This window comes from Methanosarcina sp. MSH10X1, assembly GCF_004099695.1.
In the GTDB taxonomy this organism is placed as follows: domain Archaea; phylum Halobacteriota; class Methanosarcinia; order Methanosarcinales; family Methanosarcinaceae; genus Methanosarcina.
Genome location: NZ_SCHL01000009.1, coordinates 14594 through 35353, shown reverse-complemented (window position 1 = coordinate 35353; position 20760 = coordinate 14594). Strand labels below are relative to the sequence as shown.

Sequence of the window (20760 nt, the reverse complement as noted above, 5' to 3'; positions counted from 1 at the left end):
GGCGTTAGAATCTATTTAATAACGTTAAAAGGACCGTTTAAAAGCTGTAAATAAATGGACATAAATCATGGTAAATACACTTTCCCATCTTGGAGTCGGACTGCTTCTTTCCTACGCTCTCGGCCTTAGAGGAAGGAAGAGACTGGTTTTACTGTTTCTTTCTTTACTTCCAGACCTTGATTACTTTACATATTCGATATTTACGCTCATCAGCGGCAGCGTGAGCCACGAAGCCCGGAACCAGCTATTCTACCTGTTTGGTCACAGGGAGCTCACGCACTCGATCCTTTTTGCTTTCCTTGTCGCATTTCTTATATGGGTTAAAACCAGAGACCGGCGTTTTACGTTCGGGGGGTTTCAGGCTCTTTTCCTCCATATCCTGCTTGACTATACTACAAGTGCAAAAATGCGCCCCTTCTATCCGTTCAGCACAGATGAATCCGCACTCAGAGCCATCTATCCCTTCGACCCCATTTTAAATTTTCTCCCGCTACTGCCGCTTTTCATAGTGGCTGCAGAATTCATTAAAAACAGAAAGCCGCTGAGTGTTAATAGCAGGGGCGAACTAAGTATTAAATATGTCAACAAATGGGTTACTGGAGAAAGGGATAGCTGGAGCACTGGAAACGGAGGCTTGTGGAGTACTAAAGATAAGGATACCTGGAGCAGGAAGCTAAACGGGCTAAACAGGCTTTACGGTTTTGCGAACAGGAACGAGAGAAAGTTATATGCCTCCGTAATCTTAATTCTCCTTGTCTGGACCGCCGTGTTTCCAATTACTAAAATCTTCCTTATCAGGCAGGTCTCCGATTCAGAAGGAACCGAAATCAGCTACAGAAACACATATCCGATCTCGATTGGCAAATTCCTTGCAGCATATTCGCATAGTGACACTCATTACAAACTCCTGGAAGTCAGTTACTGGTCAGGAATTGAAAAGAGCTTTTACGTCGAAAAAGTGTCTGTATCGGGTGATGTCCCCGATGCCCTGGTTTATGCCGAAAGGGCAGGAAAACTTTACAGTACCTCCGTACCCAGGGCAATTGACTATCCTGTGTATTCAGTCTCTGAAGAAAATGGGCTCGTAACCGTAACTTTGAGCGATGCCAGAAATCCGTACGTTGACAAATGGCCCTATTTTGATACGGTTTACAGGTTTGTTTTTGACATGGAGGGCGGAGAATACGAGGTGTATGAGAGCCATTACGGAAGAGCGGAAAAGAAGCTTGATAAAAACTATTTTGAGTAAACGGAACTTCTCGGCTTGAAGGAATTTCCAATTACCTTTTTACTTAAAAGGTAGTTGGAAAATTAAGTGGGAATAAAAATAAAATTTAAAGATAGCTTTAAAAACATAAATTTTAAAGATAACTTTTTAGTTATTTTCTTTTTGATTATTTCTTTTTGATTATTTCTTTTTAATTATTTCTTTTTGATCATTTCCTTTTGATTATTTTCTTTTTGATATTTTCTTTTTGATTATTTTCTCATTTTCGTGAAGTATTTATCGATTTCTTCCCAGTTGACAATATTCCAGAATGCTTCTATGAATTTTGCCTTTTCATTCCGGTAGTCAATATAGTAGGCGTGTTCCCAGGCATCCAGATCCATGATAATCGGATAGTCAGGCACCAGGTTTACGTTATGCTTCTCGATCTGCATAATCATGAGCTTTTCCGTATCTTTACAGTAGGTTAATGCCGCCCAGCCTGAGCCTTCTACGGTTGCTGCGGCCTGAGAGAACTCCTTTTTAAACCTGTCAAAGCCTCCGAATTCCTCTTTAATCACTTCAGCCAGTTCGCCGACAGGCTCTTTGCTTGAGTTGCTCTCAGGGGTCATTCCCCACCAGAAATAGTCGTGAAGGACATGCCCGCCCAGATTAAAAGTGAGAGCTTTTGAACTGGCTTTATAATCAAAGTCGGTCCCGTCTTTCCTTGCCTTGTCCATCATCTCTATAAGTGAATTCGCATTGGTTACGTAAGCCTGATGATGCTTGTCGTGATGGATACGAAGCTGTTCTTCGGAAATGTGAGGTTCAAGGTCTGAATAGCCATATTTCAAATCCGGTAACTTGTATAACCCTTTAGCCATATTATCTTCCCCGATTTCTGATATCTGGTTTTACAAAATTTTCTCGGAACTGCTCCGGAATTTGATCCGTGAGGAACTTAAAAATGGATTCAAGCTTTAAGCTCCGCCTCAAGAAAATTCCATCGCAAATCCCGCTAATCAGTTTTCCCCTTAAAGATACTTACAGAATCCGTCACTTAAAAGTTTCTACTTTAAGCGGTTCTGTTATTGTATCTCTTCAATACATATTAGATCGCCAGATGGCAATTCCAAATGCAGAATATAATTATACGCCGCATCTATTTAAAGGTAAAAGATACAAACTATGAGAGATTTTTTTAAAATTTTCCCAGATTATTCATCACAAAAATCGTGCTTCATTAATATAGAGACAAAAACAAAAATAAAAATAGAGTAAAATAAAAGTAAGAACAAGAGTAAAATAAAAACAAAAGGTCATTCTGGGATAAAATAAATGGTAAACACACTCTCCCACCTGGGACTCGGCTTCCTGATCGCCCTGGCTCTCGGCTTCAAAGGAAAAAAGCGTAATACTCTGGCATTCCTGGCAATACTTCCTGACCTGGATTTCCTCCCATTCGCTATATTCGCCCTCATCGCCGGCAGCGTGAGCCACGAGATGCGAAACCAGCTTTTCTACCTTTTCGGCCACAGAGAATTCATGCACTCAATCCTTTTCATCCTGCTTGTAACACTTCTTATCTGGCTTAAAACAAAAGACCGCCTGTTCACAGCCGCCGGGCTTGCAGCCATTATTTCTCATGTCTACCTCGACTACGCGACAAGCTGGAAGATGCGCCCCTTCTACCCCTTCAGCACCGAGACTTCCACGCTCGGAGCTGTTCATTTCTTCGACCCGCTGGCAAACCTCATTCCCCTGCTGCCCGTTTTTATCTTATTGGTCGGCTATCTGAAAAACCGTGGAAAGTGGAACGGAAAATTTGAGAACTTCTGTACCTTTGTCACGAACAACCGGAGCAAATTCTATACAACCCTTACAGTTGTGCTTGTAATCTGGATTATTGCAGTCCTGCCGGCGGCAAAACTATTTCTTGTGAATTATATTTCCGGCGCGGAAGGCGCAAAAATCAGCTATCAGGACACCTATCCCTCGTCCTTCGGGAAGTTCATTACCGCATATCCCTATAACTCCACCCATTACAAAATTATGGAAGTGAGCTACTGGTCAGGGGTCGAGAGAAGCGATTTTATCGAAAAAATTAACGTGACCGGCGACGTTCCCGATGCGCCCGCCTACGTCGAAAGAGCCGGAAAACTCTACAGTACAACCGTTCCGCAGGAAATCGATTATCCTGTCTACAGCGTTTCGGAAGAAAATGGTTCGGTAACTGTCGTGCTGAGAGACGCAAGAAATCCTTATGTCAAATACTGGGCTTATTTCAAAACGGTTTACAGGTTTGTGTTTGATACGGAGAGCGGGGAATATGTTGCGTATGCGAGCGATAGGCAGGGGGGAAGGGAGGAGAGATTGGAGGAGAACTGGTTTGGATGAAAAATCTTTTGAAATATAACATTCTTTGAATACTTTATTGGGATTTTATTCAAATAAAAAATGTTATTCAAGTTTAATGTCACTTAACTCACAGTTCCAGAACCATGGCAGATCATCTACTGAGAAACCGATAAATTCTTCATCAAGAGAGATAGCTCCTATGTTTTTAGCTTCTTCCCAATATTCTTCCATCGCTTCATAAAATTCTTTAAATATTTGTGGATAATATTTTAAAATTCCAACTAGCACATAATTAATATTGGCACTTTCCCTGAATCTATGATTCCGTTTCAAAGATTGTGAATCAACTCTCTCCCATAAGTGCTGCAAGCATTTATCAATTTGGTAAATTAATAATTTCAATGCTTCTGAAGAAATCTCATCTTTTGGTTTATTGTAACTAAGAAGCTTTGCCAACAGTGGATGGTGAGCATTGTAAACGACATCTCCAAACATATCAGGATCTTCTGGACTAATGTTTGGAGGGTGAACAAAAAGCGGTTCTTTTTCTATTTGGTCACCATGCATTCGGTACGTGAAGTTCGTATTATAACAGAGAGAAAAAGTACCTTCACCTACTTGATCACTGAATGACATAATTACTAATCCAGGAATGGAAGTGATATAAATATCAGAAAAATTTCCTAATATTTTATCTAAGAAGTAATATCTCGGGAAACTACCTTTTTCTTCATCCATTAAAAGAACTGTCTCTTCACCAACAAAGTGTTTAGTCTCTTTTAATATAACTGCGTCAGGTATTTTCTCCTCCCAATCATTGATACCAACAATTGCTAGATTAAATTTGTTCAAATCTTTCATCATTTTGTATATCCTTTGCCCATCATCAGAAATTGTCAATAAAGGCGCATAGTTCAGAAAAAGGTACTCAATAAACTTTCGAACTTCTTTCTTTTTATATACAAAGCCACCACCAATCCGATGTTTATCAGGAAAACTATGAATATTCATTTCCAATAATTTATTAACTATTTCGACATATTCAGTAGTTGTGACTGAATCCCTAAGTGTTATTAAATACTTTTCATATGCCTGCATAATTCCTGATTGGATAATATCAATTAATTTTTCATACCTTTCATCCTTCACTATATCCAATCTGTTTGGTGATAATGACAACTTAGATTGGCCTGAAAGGTTAATTGATGCTTGAATGTTAAAAAATAAATTGTCAGGTAAGAGTTTATCACAAGGGATTGAAAATCCATTTTGTGCAAAAACGCTATATTTTGATTTACCGAAGATGCTATTAGAATTGCCTATAGATCCAAAAATTCGCAATTTTCCTTTAATGCCTTTTATTTCGTCATCGAATACGATTTCGAAATATTCTTTTGTATCCTTTACATCATATATTTTCTCACCGGGTACATAAGGCTTATATGTCTCCGTTTTCTCGCTTGTCTCAATGATTATTGGATATTCTATAAAAGGAGCAATTTCTGAGATTTTCTCAACTAATGATATAGGAGAGAAAGGATGATCAGATTTCAGAGACAGAGTTATTTTAGTTCCAATCTCAAAACGAGAAGAAGATCTTCGAACAAAGTAATCATAGGCAGTAGGAATTTCAACATTTATTGGAGCAGGTGGATTTAATGGATCTAGTGGTTTTCTCCTGCTTTCCAATATAAAACTGGAAGCTACCATAAAAATAGAGAGAATACCTATTCCGAACTCACTGACTGGATCAATTTCTACTCCGCTTGAACGGCACTCTGGACTATTATAATAACTTTTTCCTATTTGCAAAAAATAATTCTCGAAAACATAATCGTCCATTCCAATTCCATTATCTTCAATGATAAGTTCTTGATTTTTCAAAGTAATTTTTATAAATGGTTGGAATTGATTCCCTTCGTTCTTTTCCATTGATTCTCGGTAACGAACAGCATCTACGGAATTCTGCAAAAGTTCACGGAGAGTTAAAGTAGGGTCTCCATATAACCTCTCTCCCATCAAAAGATCAATAACTCGGTGAAAATCAAGTTTGAAATGGAAATCTGAATATATATATTCTCCATTTGACCTAATATTCTCTTTTATGACTGGCTTTAAAAGATCTAGCCTATATTTTTCTGCTAAGTCATCTTTATATCTTGATGTTAAAAGGATACTTTCTTTACGTTCGGTTTCTATCATATCAACAAATTCTCGGAGTGCACGTTCATAAATTGGATGTTCGCATTCTGCTTCTATATTAATTTCTTCCTGAGATATCTTACATCCAATAATTGAAAGATGTTTTTTCCACTCCTTGATACTTGTTTCATCCTTCGGATTAATAAAATCAAGTAAACTTCTTGGTGTACGTTCTGGATCAAGATCTAAAATGTCAGCTAGACGAAGTATGACTGATAAGTATTGCACATTAACATTCTGATCTCCAACCAGAGCATTACGACGCCAGCATTTTGTATCGTAAAGATCTCTCACAGGCAAACCGTGACCATCACAAATTGCTTGCACTAATTTATAATAGGGAATTCCTTTCCATGATATGGGCGTTTCTTTTAGCCCATACTTTTTTTTGGTATACTTGTGAGAGCGGTCTACGTGATTTCTACGGAGAAACTCTGTAAACAGTTTATCCTCAATAAATGTCGCTGTGCGATGATCCCCATCCCTTTTTGCTTCATCAAATTTAAGGCTTAGTTCTTCATTGAAAATGCGAAGTTTAGCAAATTCGGGATTTTTGGTTATTATTTCCTCTCTTTCATCTCTTGAGGCTGTCATGCCTATATCGTGAAGATATGCAGCATAAATGAGTATCGAGAGTTCGATAATATTTAAGTGATTAAGAGTATCTGAGGGTATTATTTTGCCCATTAGTTCGACTACTTTTGCGCTATGATTGGCATTATGCAAAGTGAATTCAGGCATGTTTTCAGGAATTCTTTCTAATAAAGGAGCGATCTCACGAATAACTGAAATTATATTTTTTGAGACCTCGTATTCTTCGAGTAAGTCTTCTTTCTCAAGAAGTTTTTGAAAAAGAATAGTTTTCTTTAATCTTGCAATCGCAGTTTCAGGCATTTATTCGCTCCTTTCTGTTTGCGAATCCTTTAGACGTATGATTTAATTAATTTTTTGTTTTCACTTTTGCATGTAAATTAAATATTTTTATTTCTTTTCGGTCCCCGCCGCCTGCTCCGCAGGCGTGTACCTATCCTGTTTTCTAAGTCACATTTTCTTTAAAACCGACTCATAACTTTTAAATTTTAAAATCCATACCTTCCGGTACCCAATCTCTAAAAAAATCGATTTAAAAAACCCGCCTCGAAAAATAAGTCTCCGCCCGGCTCCCCTCCGGACTGAAACCCCGCCGCCGGAAACCAATCCCCAAAAAATCTTTAATCCGGCAGCAGTTTGAGTGAAGAATTATTTATCTTCACCCGCATGCGTTATTCAGTCTTCTTCAACGTCTTCGGTTTCGGCTTCATCAACGTCTTCGGTCTCTTCGGCTTCTTCGTCGGCGGCTTCGAGGTCTTCAAACTCGTCAGGCTCTTCAACGTCTTCGGCTTCGTCTTCCTGAAGATCGGTTTCGTCACCGGATGAAGCTGTTTCTGCGGCTTGCAGGGCTATGGAGGCTTTGAGTTTCAGTTCCTCTTCGGCTTTTCCGTTCTGGATCCTGGCCATACCAGCGACTTTGTCGCCGGATTTGAGATTAATGATTCTTACACCCTGGGTATTTCTGCCCTGGATTGAGATCTCTCTGGCCGGGATGCGGATAATGATTCCTTCGGCACTGGTGAAGATAAGCTCGTCATCTTCGGCTACGGATCGGACTCTCGAAACCGGGCCGTTCCTTTCGTTGGTGACGATCGTTATCACACCTTTTCCGCCGCGGCGGTGCGCAGGATACTGGGAGTACTCGGTTCTCTTGCCAAAGCCGTTTTCAGTCACGGTCAGGAGGGTTGCGGTCTCGTCAACAAGGTCCACGCTGACAACTTCGTCGTCCGGGCCTTCAAGACTCATACCACGGACACCTCTTGCAGTTCGGCCCATATGGCGGACATCTTCTTCGGGGAAGCGGATGGCCTTGCCCTTTCTGGACACCATGACCACTTCCTTTTTCCCGTCAGTCAGCAGGACTTTTACAAGCTCATCGCCTTCATCAAGGGTAACTGCAATTATCCCGGCTTTCCTCGGGTTCCTGAATTCGGAGAGAGGCGTCTTCTTGATCGTGCCTGCCCTTGTTGCCATAAGCAGGTAATGGTTTTCGTCAAATTCCTTTACCGGGATCATAGCGTTGACCATTTCACCTTCCTGGAGTTCCAGAAGGTTTACTATGGCTTTGCCTCTGGACTGCCTGGAGCCTTCCGGGATTTCATAGACTTTTTGCCAGTAGAGCCTGCCCCTGTTCGTAAAGAACAGGATATAATCATGGGTTGAAGCAATGAAGAGATTTTCCACGAAGTCCTCTTCCTTCATCTCCATGCCAATTATGCCCCTACCTCCACGGCGCTGCATTGTGTAAGTGCTGAGGGGCAGGCGTTTTATGTAGCCTCCGTTCGTAATCGTGACCACAACTTCTTCTTGATGAATCAGGTCTTCTTCCCTGACCTCGGCAGCCGCAGGCACGATTTTTGTCCTGCGGGCATCCCCGTACTTTTCCCTGAGTCCCAGGAGCTCGTTTCTGACAATCTCGAACTTGAGTTCCTCGCTTTCAAGGATTTTCCTGAGTTCGCCGATCTGCTTTATAAGCCCTTCAAGTTCCTCAAGGACCTTCCGGGTCTCAAGCCCTGTCAGGCGCTGCAGGCGCATATCGAGGATGGCTTTTGACTGGGTTTCATCAAGGGCGAAATTTTCCATCAGGCCCTGCTTTGCTTCGTCGGCATTTGCCGAGCTCCTTATCAGGGCAACTACCGCGTCGATATTATCCAGGGCAATCCTCAGCCCTTCAAGGATGTGAGCTCGTTCCTCGCTCTTACGGAGGTCATAAAGTGTACGTTTCTGGATAATCTCAATCCTGTATTCCAGGTAGATTTCTAGAAGCTCCTTCAGGTTCAGCTCTTTTGGCTTTCCGTCAACAAGAGCCAGATTGATTATACCGAAAGTAGTCTCCATCTGCGTGTGCTTGTAGAGCTGGTTTAAAATAACTTTTGGATTCGTGCCCCGAGAAAGCTCGATAACAACCCTGATCCCGTCCCTGTCGGACTCGTCCCTGAGGTCGGAGATTCCAACAATTGTCTTTTCCCGAGCTAACTGGGCGATATTCTCAATCATTCTGGCTTTGTTTACCTGGTAGGGAAGCTCGGTTACGATGATTTGCTGCCTGTCCTTTTTTAACTCCTGAATGTCGGCAACCGCCCGCATCTTTACAGAGCCCCGCCCTGTCAGATATGCCGATTTTGTACCTGCGGTTCCGATAATGTGGGCGCCTGTCGGGAAATCCGGACCTTTGACCACGTTCATGAGCTCGGGAACTTCAGCGGTCGGATTATCGATAAGCAGGAGAGCTCCGTCAATTACCTCCCTTATATTGTGGGGAGCCATGTTTGTTGCCATCCCGACTGCAATACCTGTGGATCCATTAATAAGGAGGTTCGGAAGTTTTGCAGGAAGGACCTCAGGCTCCTCCAGGGACCCGTCGTAATTGGGCCTGAAAGGCACGGTTTCCTTATCGATATCCGCCAGCATCTCCTCAGCGATTCTGTCCATGCGGACTTCAGTGTAACGCATAGCGGCAGCCGAGTCGCCATCTATTGACCCGAAGTTTCCCTGCCCATCAATTAAAGGATATCGAAGGGAGAACTCCTGGACCATACGCACAATACTGTCATAAACTGCAGAGTCTCCGTGCGGGTGGTATTTACCGAGCACGTCTCCTACCACACGGGCGGATTTCTTGTAGGGCTTGTCGTGTGTTATCCCTGCCTCTTTCATGGCAAAAAGGATTCTGCGGTGGACAGGCTTTAAACCGTCCCTGGCGTCGGGAAGAGCTCTTCCGACGATTACGCTCATTGCATAATTTATATACGAGCGTTTCATCTCGTCATCGATAAGGATGGAAGTGACTCCCTCCCTTTCAGGCTCGGGCTCTCCATTCTCCGGCTCCTCAGGTACAGGGTCGGATTGGGTTATTTCGGCATTTCCAGCCGATTCCTCGGGTATGGGGTCGGATGCATTCTCCTGTTCTTCTACTTCCGGTTCTTTATCCGGCTCTTCAGGGATAAGCGTAGTTTGATAAAATTTTTTCATTTCTGATTCAGATTGATTTTCATCTTGCTCGTTTGCCATTTTTAGCCACCTCAGATGTCCAGATCCACGACTTCTTTTGCGTGAGTTTCTATGAAGTTCCGGCGTGGCTCCACTTCATCTCCCATAAGGACACGGAAAATTTTATCCGCCCGGATCGCATCGTCAAGGGTTACCTGTAGAAGGGTTCGGCTCTCAGGATTCATTGTAGTTTCCCAGAGCTGCTCAGGGTTCATTTCTCCGAGACCTTTGTAGCGCTGGATAGCAAGTCCTTTTTCGCCGAGTTCTTTCTGCTTTTCAGACAGTTCTCTGTCTGAGTATACGTAGTATTCTGCCTTTCCTTTCTTTATGCGGTAAAGAGGAGGCTGGGCTATGTACACATAACCGGCATCAATTAAGGGCCGCATGTAACGGAAGAACAGCGTAAGAAGAAGGGTTCTGATATGCGCTCCATCCACATCGGCATCCGTCATGACGATTACCTTGTGATAACGTGCGCTATCCAGGTCAAAGTCCTCACTGACACCTGTGCCTATGGCCGTAATCAAGGAAACGACCTCGTTGTTTTTCAGGATTTTTGCAAGCCTGGCTTTTTCCACATTCAGGATCTTTCCCCTTAGAGGGAGAATTGCCTGAAAACCTCTGTCTCTGCCCTGCTTTGCCGAGCCGCCTGCAGAATCCCCTTCCACAATATAAATCTCGCAGGCTGCCGGGTTCTTATTCGAACAATCCGCAAGTTTTCCGGGAAGTGTACTGACTTCAAGAGCACTCTTTCTCCGGGTCAGTTCTCTCGCTTTTTTTGCAGCTTCCCTGGCTCTCTGGGCAAGGAGGGCTTTTTCAAGGATAACGTTTGCAACCTTTGGATTTTCCTCAAAATATTCTGCAAGCCCATCGGTTACAAGGGAATCCACAATTCCTTTGACATCGCTGTTTCCAAGCTTTGTCTTGGTCTGCCCCTCAAACTGGGGTTCCATGAGCTTGACACTGATGATTGCAGTCAGCCCTTCCCTGACATCGTCGCCTGTAAGCTTTATGTCTTCTTTTGAGAGCTTATTGGCTTTGATGTAATCGTTTGCAACCCGCGTCAGGGCAGTCTTGAAACCTATAATATGGGTTCCGCCCTCGTGAGTATTGATATTGTTTGCGAAAGAGTACACGTTCTCAGCATAGCTGTTTGTGTACTGCATTGCAATTTCGACTATCATGTCGTCCCTCTGCCGCTCGAAATAGATCGGCTTGTCATGGAGGGGTTGCTTTTTCTTGTTAAGGTACTCAACGAATTCTACTATTCCGCCGTTGTAAGTGAAAATCTCGGCCTGTCCTTCGGGAATTCTTAAATCCCTGAGGCTAATGGTAAGACCACGGTTCAGGAAAGCAAGCTCTCTCAACCTGTTTGAAAGGATATCGTAATCGAAATCCAGTGTCTCAAAAATTTTTGCATCCGGCTTAAAGGTTGTTTTTGTGCCTGTAGACTCAGATATTCCGATTTCCTGGACATCAGCTTCAGGCTTTCCACGTATATAGCGCTGGAGATATTTCTTGCCCTCTCTTGACACCTCTACTTCGAGCCATTCCGAAAGTGCATTTACGACCGAAACCCCTACCCCGTGCAGCCCCCCTGAGACTTTGTAGGTGTTCTTGTCGAATTTCCCTCCTGCATGCAGAACCGTCATCACGACTTCAAGGGCTGATTTTTTGTGAAATGGATGGGGATCGATAGGGATGCCTCTCCCATTATCCAGGACTGTCACACTCCCGTCCGGGTTGATCGTGACATCTACCCTGGTACAGAAGCCTGCAAGGGCTTCATCAATACTGTTGTCTACTACCTCATAGACTAGGTGGTGGAGCCCGCGGCTATCCGTGCTCCCTATGTACATGCTGGGACGTTTCCGGACAGCTTCCAGGCCTTCCAGCACCTGGATGCGCGAAGCATCGTAAACCTGTTTATCACTCATCTTGGGTTATTCTCCGTAAAAATCTAATAAAGTTATTTAAACTATACAACATTCTGACCTTTTTTTAAAATTCGCGGGAAAACTTTTGTCAAAATAGGACTTTAGAAATCGTATCAAGTCTGTAAGCCTTCAATTTTTATTGAACAATTTTTATATTTAATCTTTATCTTTTCTACCACGAACCAAATTCAATATGCGCTCATACATTTTAAGCCTTTAGATTCCCTGAAAATTACACAAGATTTCTTACTATCAATCCTCTCAAAACAAGGGGTTTTTAGCATAATTTTGCGCCCGAATATACGCTTTTCATACTAATTTTTTAGTACGTCTGTAGTTTAAATAAATATTTCCTGTTTCGCTCGGAAAAATTCGTCTCTCATAAGGATCAGGACAGGAGTCGCGGCATTTAGACGGATTTACAGCAGACCTCTATATCTCCAGTTACGGATTATTTTAAAACAGTTTGAAAAGCAATTCCCGGATGAAAAGCTAACCCGGATGTATTCCGGGCAGTCACAAAATATTAATCAGGCATCTGCTACACCAAACCCTTAAATTTGCTTGCGGTTTGCTTTAAAGCCAGATCACCATCCAGTAATTTAAAATGTAACTATATAAACTTAATCGGTTTCAGTCCAGACCATATAACAAAACAATAAGTAGAAAAAGACTACAGAAACCGTTGTGCCGCGACCGTTGCGCCGGTCGATCACGCTCCGGTTATACCGGTCTAGATAAAGCATTAGTTTTTGATAAAACTTTTTTTGAAAAAGTTTTCGCTCAAGCCTTTTTGTAAAAGGCTTGCGTTGCGCCGGTCGATCACGCCGATAGTGACGTTTTCGATAAAGCATTAGTTTTTGATAAAACTTTTTTTGAAAAAGTTTTCGCTCAAGCCTTTTTGTAAAAGGCTTGTGATCAAACTTTTTTTGAAAAAGTTTGCGATTGAGCCGGAGCCTTTACTCAAACTGAAAGTTGCAGCTTACGCCTTCCGGATCAAAACAGAGATTACAGGATACGCATCTTGCCTTTTTAACCTGCCCTGATTTGAATTTCATTACAATGTCAGGTTCGCTGATAAACACCCTGCTCATTGAGACCAGGTCTGCAAACCCGTTTTCAAGCAGGTAACTGATGACCTGAAGCGATCTTATGCCTCCTACAAGAATAACCGGGATATTCACAGCGTCTTTTATTGTTTTGGAGCAGTCCCTGAAATATGCTTCTTTGGCTGGAGCATTGATTGCGGTCCTTATAGTTACCCCACCGGTCTCACCTATTCCTCCGCTGACCTCAATTGCACAGACTCCGGCTTTCTCCAGAAGCTTTGCAATTTCTACAGCCTGGAAAATATCAAGTCCTATTTCAGCTTTTTTTGAACAGCCAGGCTGGAAACCATCGGTCGAATTCAGTTTGACCAGCACGGGAAAAGAATTTTCGGTCTCTTCTTTTATGCGCCTGACAATTTCCATGACTATTCTTGCCCGGTTTTCCACCGAGCCTCCCCAGCGGTCGGTCCTTCTGTTGGTATAGGGAGATATGAAATTACTTAAGAGGAAGCCATGGGCACAGTGTAGCTGCACCCCGTCGAAACCTGCTTTTTTTGCCCTGACAGCCGCTTTTGTAAAAGCCTCGATCACTTCCAGAATTTCTTTTTCGGTCATTTCCCTCGGCACAACTGCCGAATGCCCGTCTTTTACTGCCGAAGGAGCTATGGGGACAGGGTATTCCTCCGAAACGCTTGCCTGCCGCCCTCCATGCACGATCTGGAGCACTATTTTGCTTCCGTACCTGTGCACCCTTTCGGTTATCTTCCTGTAGGGTTCAATAAAACGATCATCGTAGATGCCCTGCTGGAGACTATCACTCTGCCCGCCCGGAAGCACATAGGAATAGCCGGTTATTATAAGCCCGACTTCGTTTTTTGCAAGCTCTTCATAAAGGTCTCCGAGCCTTGAGGTTGGCGTCCCGTCTTCTTCAGCAAGGAATTCGTGCGTTGCGGACCTTACAAAGCGGTTCTGGAGCTTCAGGTTACAGATAGTGATAGGGTCAAAAATCATGAGAAAAAATAGGATAAGGGAGGGTAAATAATTATCCCGAATCTTAAAGGAAAGAGAACTTTGCGTTCAGGGGCAAAGTTTCTCCAAATGTGAAAGAAAAAAAAGAAAAATTTACTCAGGAAACATCAATTCCAAATGTAATAGGGATTTCTGGATCATCGTTAACGTATATGTATAGTGTTTCTGAAGAGCTAACATCAGCGGCGTAATCAGCCTGTACTCTCTGTTCAAAGGTAAATTTATTATCCAGAAGGATTTCATACCTGTATTGTCCCAATTCGGCGTTTATTTTCGGTGAAGAGATCGTATCTCCGGGATTAATTGTATAGCTCTCTTTGAACACGGACCTATTATTAAAATCAAAAATCTCAATAGACATTAGATGATTTCTGGAATCACTGTTTATTAGGAAAAAGTGTAGAGGATCAATTCCCATCTTTTCCAGTCTTTCCCTTTGTTTTTCCCAATCCTGCACAAATATAATGTGAACTACTTTCCCGTTGTACCTTTCATCGGTATGTACAATATTGTATGTAACGTTCCAAGGTTCTCCCGGCTCAACTGATCCGCCTAAATACTCTCCTTCTACGTATAAATCAGATCTACCCTCTTTACTCCCGGTGATACGTCCTGTGTAAAAATATGCATTTTCACCTTCGAGTCTGGATTTTTCTTGAATTTCAATATTAAAACATTCACCCATTACTTTAATTGTCACGTTGCCCTTATCTGCAGCTTTCCTGAGTTTATCAATATCTATGGTTACTGTTTCAAAACCATCCCAGTCTTTCGATAGCTCAAAAAAACTGCTGTTGTTAATTTCTATTTTTTGAATAATCTCTTTGTCATCCTGTGTACTCTCGTTACTGGAACCAGAATAAGCAGAAAAAACCACAATTCCCAGCAAAATTGACATTACAGCGGCTAGAATTTTGAAACGCATAACATCACCTCAAAAATTAAAGAGTTGAATATCTGTGTCCAGTGTCGTATATCAAGTTATATAGTGTAATTTAGAAGGCAAGAAAAATTGGAAATAATATAAAGTAACAAACAGCGCTGATTTGAGCGCTATTCCGCCAAAAAAGCCTTTTTGAAATTTATATTCCCAGTTTGGAGAATTACAACAGCCTGTTTACCTCCGGTAATTACTTCTTCAGGCTTCTGAGTACATTCTGCAGGAAACCCTTCTTTTCATAATACTGCTGGTGATACTCCTCAGCCATATAGAACTCCGAAACCGGCACAATCTCGGTCACTATGGGATTTTTGAAAGCCCCTGATTTTTCAAGCTTTTCTTTTAAAGCCAGGGCAGCAGCCTTTTGCTCATCGTTATGGTAAAAAATGACTGAGCGGTATTGTTTTCCGATATCGGGACCCTGCCTGTCTTTTGTCGTAGGGTCATGGATTTTCCAGAAGACATCAAGCAAAGTCTCGTAAGAGACCACTTTCGGATCGAAAATAACCCGAACTGCTTCGGCGTGACCGGTATCCAGCGTACAGACCTGTTCGTAGGTAGGGCGTTCAAAGTGCCCGCCGCTGAAACCGACTGCGGTTGTAACTACCCCTTTAACCTGCCGGAAAGCCATTTCAATGCCCCAGAAGCAGCCGGCAGCAAAGGTTGCTTTTTCCAGGCCGCCTCCGGGATTCTCGAAGAAATCAGGATTCATTTCAGCTGTTCGATTTTCTTCCACTCTCTTCCCCTCCTTAAAAAAATTACTTTTTGCTGTATTTTCCCATTAATTCCCCTTCGGCAATAATATGCCCGATCATTTCATTTTCAAGATCTTTTCGTCCTGCTCCTGCTTTAAGCTCGAGCTGCCTGTCCAGAGCATATACCCGGAAGAAATACCTGTGTGTGCCCGAGGGTGGACATGGTCCGCCATATCCTATTTTCTTGAAATCATTTATTCCCTCGACCCCTGGTATGCTGTCTTCTTCTATTTTTGCTACAGGCTCTATGTTCCAGACAACCCAGTGCGTAAAAGTTTTCATGGGAGCGTCAGGGTCGTCTACTATGAGCACCAGACTTTCGGCTTCTTCAGGAATGCCTTCAAACTCAAGAGGCGGATTTATATTCGTCCCGTCACAGGTGTACTTTCTCGGAATACTGCCGTTAGCTACAAATGCGCTGCTAAAAAGCTTTATATTTTGAATATTCATGTTTTCATCCCCTTTGCCGGCTTCGGGAGATTCGTTATTTACAGGTGTCTCTGTTCTCTCTTTTTGAACACATCCCGAAATCAAAAGCATTCCTGCAAGCAAGACTACAAGAACAACTGCACCGGTCTATCTGTTCATATATGGCACCAGCTCCTGACAGCAGGAAAACTGCTTAACACTGTAATATTAAAGCTAAAGAGATATAACCTTAAGGCTCGGGTACAGGGCATGCGCTAAATTGATCTCAAAGCATTGAACCCTATTAAAGCGTATTTTGAGGTTTGACTTAAAATTTAACTCAGGCGTGTTTGGAACCCCCGGCTGGAGATCCGGCAGACATAGACAGGCATCCTCAGCTAACATATTGCCTGCCGGAAGGAAATATCCGAAGAAAAAACCATACAGCCATCTGAGGAAGCCTTAAACTGAATCCCGATAAAAACAGGAATCAGTCTTCCACTTCAAGCGCCTGAATTATATCATTCACCGTAGCCTCTCCCCTGGCTACACGCTGGACAAGCGGATAGATAAACGCACAATCATCCATTGCAGCCCAGCGTCTTTCCCCTACCCGTCTTACGACTTCATTCATAACTTTGCCACATTCAACGCAGTATTTATCTTCACTTTCTGCTCCACAAGCTTCACAGTTCATTGAAAATTCCCCCATAATCTATGGGGAAGTCGAAAATAAATAAATTATGGTGATATGTGAGTAGATTTCCACGATCCTGGAGAAAGGAGAAGTAAAAGCAAAAAAATTCGAAAGCTGAACGCGATAAGTTACTCTAAATTCTCTTAAAATAGCTGGAAAATTGTCAGGACCTGTTAACTTTATATATGAGGGCTTTTATTTTGCATTTTGCAAATACTTAAATAAGTATTTTATTTTTAGAATTTTTACTTTGAGAAACAAAAAGTTTCTAAATTTAGGGAGCAGGAATCAGTTTCCTGAACCTGTTAACCTGAATTCACCTGTCCTAAAAAGCTTTCCGGAGAGCTGTCAGGAAAGATTGGCAAGAATTTCTTCGATTTCCTCGACCTCTGAACCTTTTATGGTAATTTCGTCTCTGCCGCGTACCCCTAACCCGAGTTCTACTGCCCTTCGGATCTGGGGCTGATCCCAGACTGAATGCTCCTGGATTTTCGGAACCGTGCCAAGGGTTTTTAACAGGGCAAGCCCGACAGTATCGTTTGCAATAACATCCTGACTTGCCATTACAATTCCGGGCTCTTTCAGGGTTCCCAGATCAGGGCCCCCCGTCACAAAACATTTCGTAGCGTCCGAGATATAAAAGTCCGGCCTGTAAACAAGATTTGATTCGGCAATCATATTCCCGAAAAGCACATCCCTGTGCTTACCATGAGGAAGCTGCCTCCTATCCCGGTCTGCGGTTATGCTGATCTGGGATTTCAAGCCCATGGTAAATGTTGCAGTCCAGTGAGTCTTGATAACAGGAAGCGCAATCATGTAATCTACCGAAGCCAGAAACTCGGGAACGTAAAACCCTTCCGGCCAGGAGAAAGCGCCATCAGTTTCAGATGCGAACGCCTCATATGGTCAAAGGTAAGGATTTCGTCCGCTCCTTCGGCCTCAGCCGCCTGCCAGAGCCCAAGCTTTCTGAGCACCATTTCAGTATCCAGCGTGGTCATTGACTTTTCGGCAACAATGATTTTTTCCGGATTGCATTTTCTTGCTTCCCGTATAGCGCCCTTCAGGATCTCGGGATTTGTCGAGCCCGGAGGCAGGTCTGCGGTATTTGCATTCGGACGGATCAGTACAGTTGATCCTTCCTTAATTCCAAGCCCTCCTGCGAGTTCAACTGCCGCTCTTACGGATTCCAGGGTATCTTTATTTCTTGAAAGCCCAACAACTGCCATACTCAAAACTCCCGCATAATAATATGCAGCCCGATATATAAAAGTCAGAGATATTGCCAGCTTTCAGGAAAGTAAAAGGGTCCGAAACCTGTCGCTCCGGAGTATACTTCCTGTAAATAAGCCCGTAACAACGGCTGAGCGGGCATGGCAGGGGGATTACTGGTTAAGTTTACATTCGCACATTTCTATAAGCGCCCCTTCCCCGATCCTTGAGCCGCGTGCAATAAGCATATCTCCAGCCTGGACAACCGTATTGCCTTTTGGAGCATAGACCCAGCGGTCGGCTCTCTTGATTGCCATTACATGCAGCCCGGTTTCAGTCTCAAGCTTCAGCTCAAAGAATGTCTTTCCAACTATAGGGGAACATTTCTCGACCTGGAGCCTTGTAATAACCTCTTCGGAATTCCTCACTGCGAGGGTGATAATGGGGTGAAGTTCTATATCTCTGAGCACGGTATCCGCAATTCCGTACGCTGCATCGGAGATACCTTCAGAGGCGCTTGCAAGATGCAGAATTCCCCTTAACAGGTTTACATCCTCAACGTGCTTTGCGGTCTCAAGTACCCAGTGCTGAAGTTCGTACTTCATTGAGTCCATCTCGGATTCAAGGGCACTGACCTCATATGCAATATCCTCGTTGTCAAAAAGGATAGCCGAATATGCAAGCCCTACCGACAGCTCGGACATATTCTTCATATCCACGATGATATCTACGGCATGTTCAAGGTCTTTTAAAAGCTTATTGTGCTCGATTTCCCTTGGGATGAATTTTCGTGTCGTGGCCATCTCGAAGAAAAGGGGGACTCCTTCGTCATGCCCTCTGGCAATCAAAACATCGCCCTGGCGCAGGCGGGTTTCTTTGTCAGGGTCATAAATCCAGTCTTCGTTTCTCCTGATAGCAATAACCCACATACCTGTCTCCAGGTCGAGTTCAAGATCACCAAGCGTACGTCCTGCCATCGCGGATTCAGTAGCGATTGTTGCCCTGACTACGGTTTCTTCCGCTTCCCTGAGAGCAACTTTCAGCTCCATAGGAATGCCCATATTCATAAGCACTATTTTGGCGATATCCCCTGCGGCATTTGCAATATTTTCCGAACACGCAGCAACCTGTAAAACTCCAAGGAGCCCTTCGGCCTCGTCAACCCTGCGTGTGCTTAACATCGCTGCCATCTTCATGTGGTAATCGAGGGTATCCATCTTATCTTCAAGATTGAGTACCTCTTCTGCAATATCCTCATCATCATAGATCATTGCAGTATATGCAAGATCTACCATGAGTTCGGAAGTGTCCTTCATCTCAGTCAAAAGATCCTTAAGATTCTTTGGACTGTATCTGAATTCTTTAGGGAACATGGTCTCTATATCAACTCTACCTTATGTTGGTGTGTATGAGTATATACTTCATAGTAATTATTAATTTTTGAATTATTAAGGCCTTTAAGAGCCTGGCTGGAATATAATAAAATTGAATAATAGTATGACTGACTTTTAATTAAAACATTGTTTATAAAATGTTCAACAGGTGAAGGGCTATGAGAATTCCCGCAACCCCGACCAGATCTCCAAGGCTTGCTATAAAAGGGATAACCGTATCATCCGGGTCGATCCCGAACCGGTGGGAAGCAAAGGCAATAGCTACAGTTGCGGAATAGACAACAGAAAGCTCTATGATAACGGCTATCAGGCTTATTTGCAGAAGGGTAAGGAAAGGCATCTTGAAGCCAAAGAAGCTGCTTGCCAGAAAGACCAGTATGGTGACCGAAATCGACGAAATAAACCCTACAATTGAGGCTGCAATAACGCTGTTGCGTACAACCGGGTTACTCCTGAGATTATCTCCGAGCCCCATGTGGAAAGCCGACGAGAGCCTTGCTCCAAGCATGCTGCCGGTATCTCCCCCAATCTTGATAAGGGAAGGAATAAGAATCAGTATCGCTGGCATGGATATAAGGCTTTCCTCTCTTGAATTCAGGATCTGCCCTACAAGAATTGCCATTATGCATGTGATGAAAAGTACCGGAAGCCCGCGCTGAATGATGCCGTTGACCGTATAATAGGGAGTCTGATGCCTTCCTTTCGTCACAGCATCACCACCAGCTTTGCCGAGAAGAAAAGCATGAGCATGGAGACGATATCCCCGAGGGTTGCAATCGATGGCGTGACAACATTATCAGGATCAAAACCGAACCTGAACGTTCCTATAGCCAGCAGAACTGCAACAAAAGATAGAATTACCCCGGACGTAAACGCTGAGATTACGCAGATAAGGATCAGCGTGAAGGCACCGGCACTTTCGAAGCCCAGAGCGAGGGTTACGAAATGTCCGAGAAACCCGAGTATTACAGCGACAATAACACTCAGGATAAGGGAACCGGAGATATTATTCATGAGTTCGGGATTATGCCTGTCGAGATCCGTAATCAGTCCCAGGTGAATTGCACTGCCAAGCCTTGAACCGAGGGTAGACGAAATATTTCCCCTGAGCCCGAGCACACCGGGATAAATCACAAGCAGCCCCGGGATCATCTCAAGTTCGGCTGTCATCCCCGAAAAGATTATCCCTGCAATAACTCCTCCCACAGTGGCAAGAAGTTCAAAAGGTAATGCCTCACGTACTATTGATGAAACACTCGCGTACTCGCTCAGGTATTTATCAATATACTGGGACTCGAAAATATCCTCGTCCCTGTGCGACTCTGAGGGCATGCGCTTGTATTATACACTGATAATATTAAAATAATCCCTAACCTTAGAAAAGGGGAGCTTTATAAAAATTATTACTCAGAGAGAATTTTGGAACTTTGCTATAAATGAGCTAAAGATGGGGGAAACTCAACCAGTTCGATCAGTTTTTCGGATTCCCGGAAAA

At 43.2% G+C, this 20760-nt stretch carries 16 protein-coding genes; 2 read left to right on the top strand and 14 right to left on the bottom strand.

What is annotated here, in order from left to right; translation table 11 throughout:
- The first annotated feature begins 67 nt into the window (after positions 1-67).
- Positions 68-1249, top strand: coding sequence for a metal-dependent hydrolase (locus tag EQO05_RS08900; protein ID WP_128505720.1), 1182 nt, complete (start codon positions 68-70; stop codon positions 1247-1249).
- Positions 1250-1479: 230 nt separating this feature from the next.
- Here EQO05_RS08900 and EQO05_RS08895 read toward each other — a convergent pair whose 3' ends face one another.
- Positions 1480-2091, bottom strand: a complete 612-nt coding sequence (locus EQO05_RS08895; RefSeq protein WP_128505718.1) for a superoxide dismutase — start codon at positions 2089-2091, stop codon at positions 1480-1482.
- A gap of 454 nt (positions 2092-2545) precedes the next feature.
- Between EQO05_RS08895 and EQO05_RS08890 the strand changes: the two genes are divergently transcribed.
- A complete protein-coding gene (locus EQO05_RS08890; protein WP_128505716.1) occupies positions 2546-3604 on the top strand; it encodes a metal-dependent hydrolase in 1059 nt (352 codons plus the stop codon).
- A gap of 63 nt (positions 3605-3667) precedes the next feature.
- On the opposite strand, the gene EQO05_RS08885 is transcribed toward EQO05_RS08890, so the two are convergent.
- From EQO05_RS08885 to EQO05_RS08830, 13 genes are all read right to left on the bottom strand, one after another.
- Positions 3668-6661, bottom strand: coding sequence for an ATP-binding protein (locus EQO05_RS08885; RefSeq protein WP_128505714.1), 2994 nt, complete (start codon positions 6659-6661; stop codon positions 3668-3670).
- Positions 6662-7033: 372 nt separating this feature from the next.
- Positions 7034-9868 carry a DNA gyrase subunit A gene (gyrA, locus tag EQO05_RS08880; RefSeq protein WP_128505713.1) on the bottom strand — a complete coding sequence of 945 codons (2835 nt, stop codon included), beginning with the start codon at positions 9866-9868 and terminating at the stop codon, positions 7034-7036.
- An 11-nt stretch (positions 9869-9879) separates the two neighbouring features.
- Complete coding sequence (gyrB, locus tag EQO05_RS08875; protein WP_128505711.1) at positions 9880-11784, bottom strand: DNA topoisomerase (ATP-hydrolyzing) subunit B; 1905 nt, start codon at positions 11782-11784, stop codon at positions 9880-9882.
- A gap of 959 nt (positions 11785-12743) precedes the next feature.
- Positions 12744-13844: an NADH:flavin oxidoreductase gene (locus EQO05_RS08870; RefSeq protein ID WP_128505709.1), complete on the bottom strand. Its 1101-nt coding sequence runs from the start codon at positions 13842-13844 to the stop codon at positions 12744-12746.
- Between the two features lie 115 nt (positions 13845-13959).
- Positions 13960-14787, bottom strand: a complete 828-nt coding sequence (locus EQO05_RS08865) for a hypothetical protein (RefSeq protein ID WP_128505707.1) — start codon at positions 14785-14787, stop codon at positions 13960-13962.
- Positions 14788-14992: 205 nt separating this feature from the next.
- On the bottom strand, positions 14993-15514 hold the full coding sequence (msrA, locus tag EQO05_RS08860; RefSeq protein ID WP_205793759.1) for a peptide-methionine (S)-S-oxide reductase MsrA: 522 nt from the start codon (positions 15512-15514) through the stop codon (positions 14993-14995).
- 46 nt (positions 15515-15560) lie between these two features.
- Positions 15561-16097: a YbhB/YbcL family Raf kinase inhibitor-like protein gene (locus EQO05_RS08855; RefSeq protein WP_164888516.1), complete on the bottom strand. Its 537-nt coding sequence runs from the start codon at positions 16095-16097 to the stop codon at positions 15561-15563.
- Between the two features lie 358 nt (positions 16098-16455).
- On the bottom strand, positions 16456-16662 hold the full coding sequence (locus tag EQO05_RS08850; protein WP_128505705.1) for a hypothetical protein: 207 nt from the start codon (positions 16660-16662) through the stop codon (positions 16456-16458).
- Between the two features lie 348 nt (positions 16663-17010).
- A complete protein-coding gene (locus EQO05_RS16120) occupies positions 17011-17478 on the bottom strand; it encodes a DUF362 domain-containing protein (protein ID WP_255420845.1) in 468 nt (155 codons plus the stop codon).
- A 5-nt stretch (positions 17479-17483) separates the two neighbouring features.
- Complete coding sequence (locus EQO05_RS16115; RefSeq protein ID WP_255420844.1) at positions 17484-17888, bottom strand: DUF362 domain-containing protein; 405 nt, start codon at positions 17886-17888, stop codon at positions 17484-17486.
- 156 nt (positions 17889-18044) lie between these two features.
- Positions 18045-19244 carry a potassium channel family protein gene (locus EQO05_RS08840; protein ID WP_128505703.1) on the bottom strand — a complete coding sequence of 400 codons (1200 nt, stop codon included), beginning with the start codon at positions 19242-19244 and terminating at the stop codon, positions 18045-18047.
- A 151-nt stretch (positions 19245-19395) separates the two neighbouring features.
- Positions 19396-19974: a magnesium transporter gene (locus EQO05_RS08835; RefSeq protein WP_240664513.1), complete on the bottom strand. Its 579-nt coding sequence runs from the start codon at positions 19972-19974 to the stop codon at positions 19396-19398.
- On the bottom strand, positions 19971-20597 hold the full coding sequence (locus tag EQO05_RS08830; protein WP_128505701.1) for a magnesium transporter: 627 nt from the start codon (positions 20595-20597) through the stop codon (positions 19971-19973). Before EQO05_RS08830 ends, EQO05_RS08835 begins: the two co-directional genes overlap by 4 nt.
- Positions 20598-20760 lie beyond the last annotated feature (163 nt).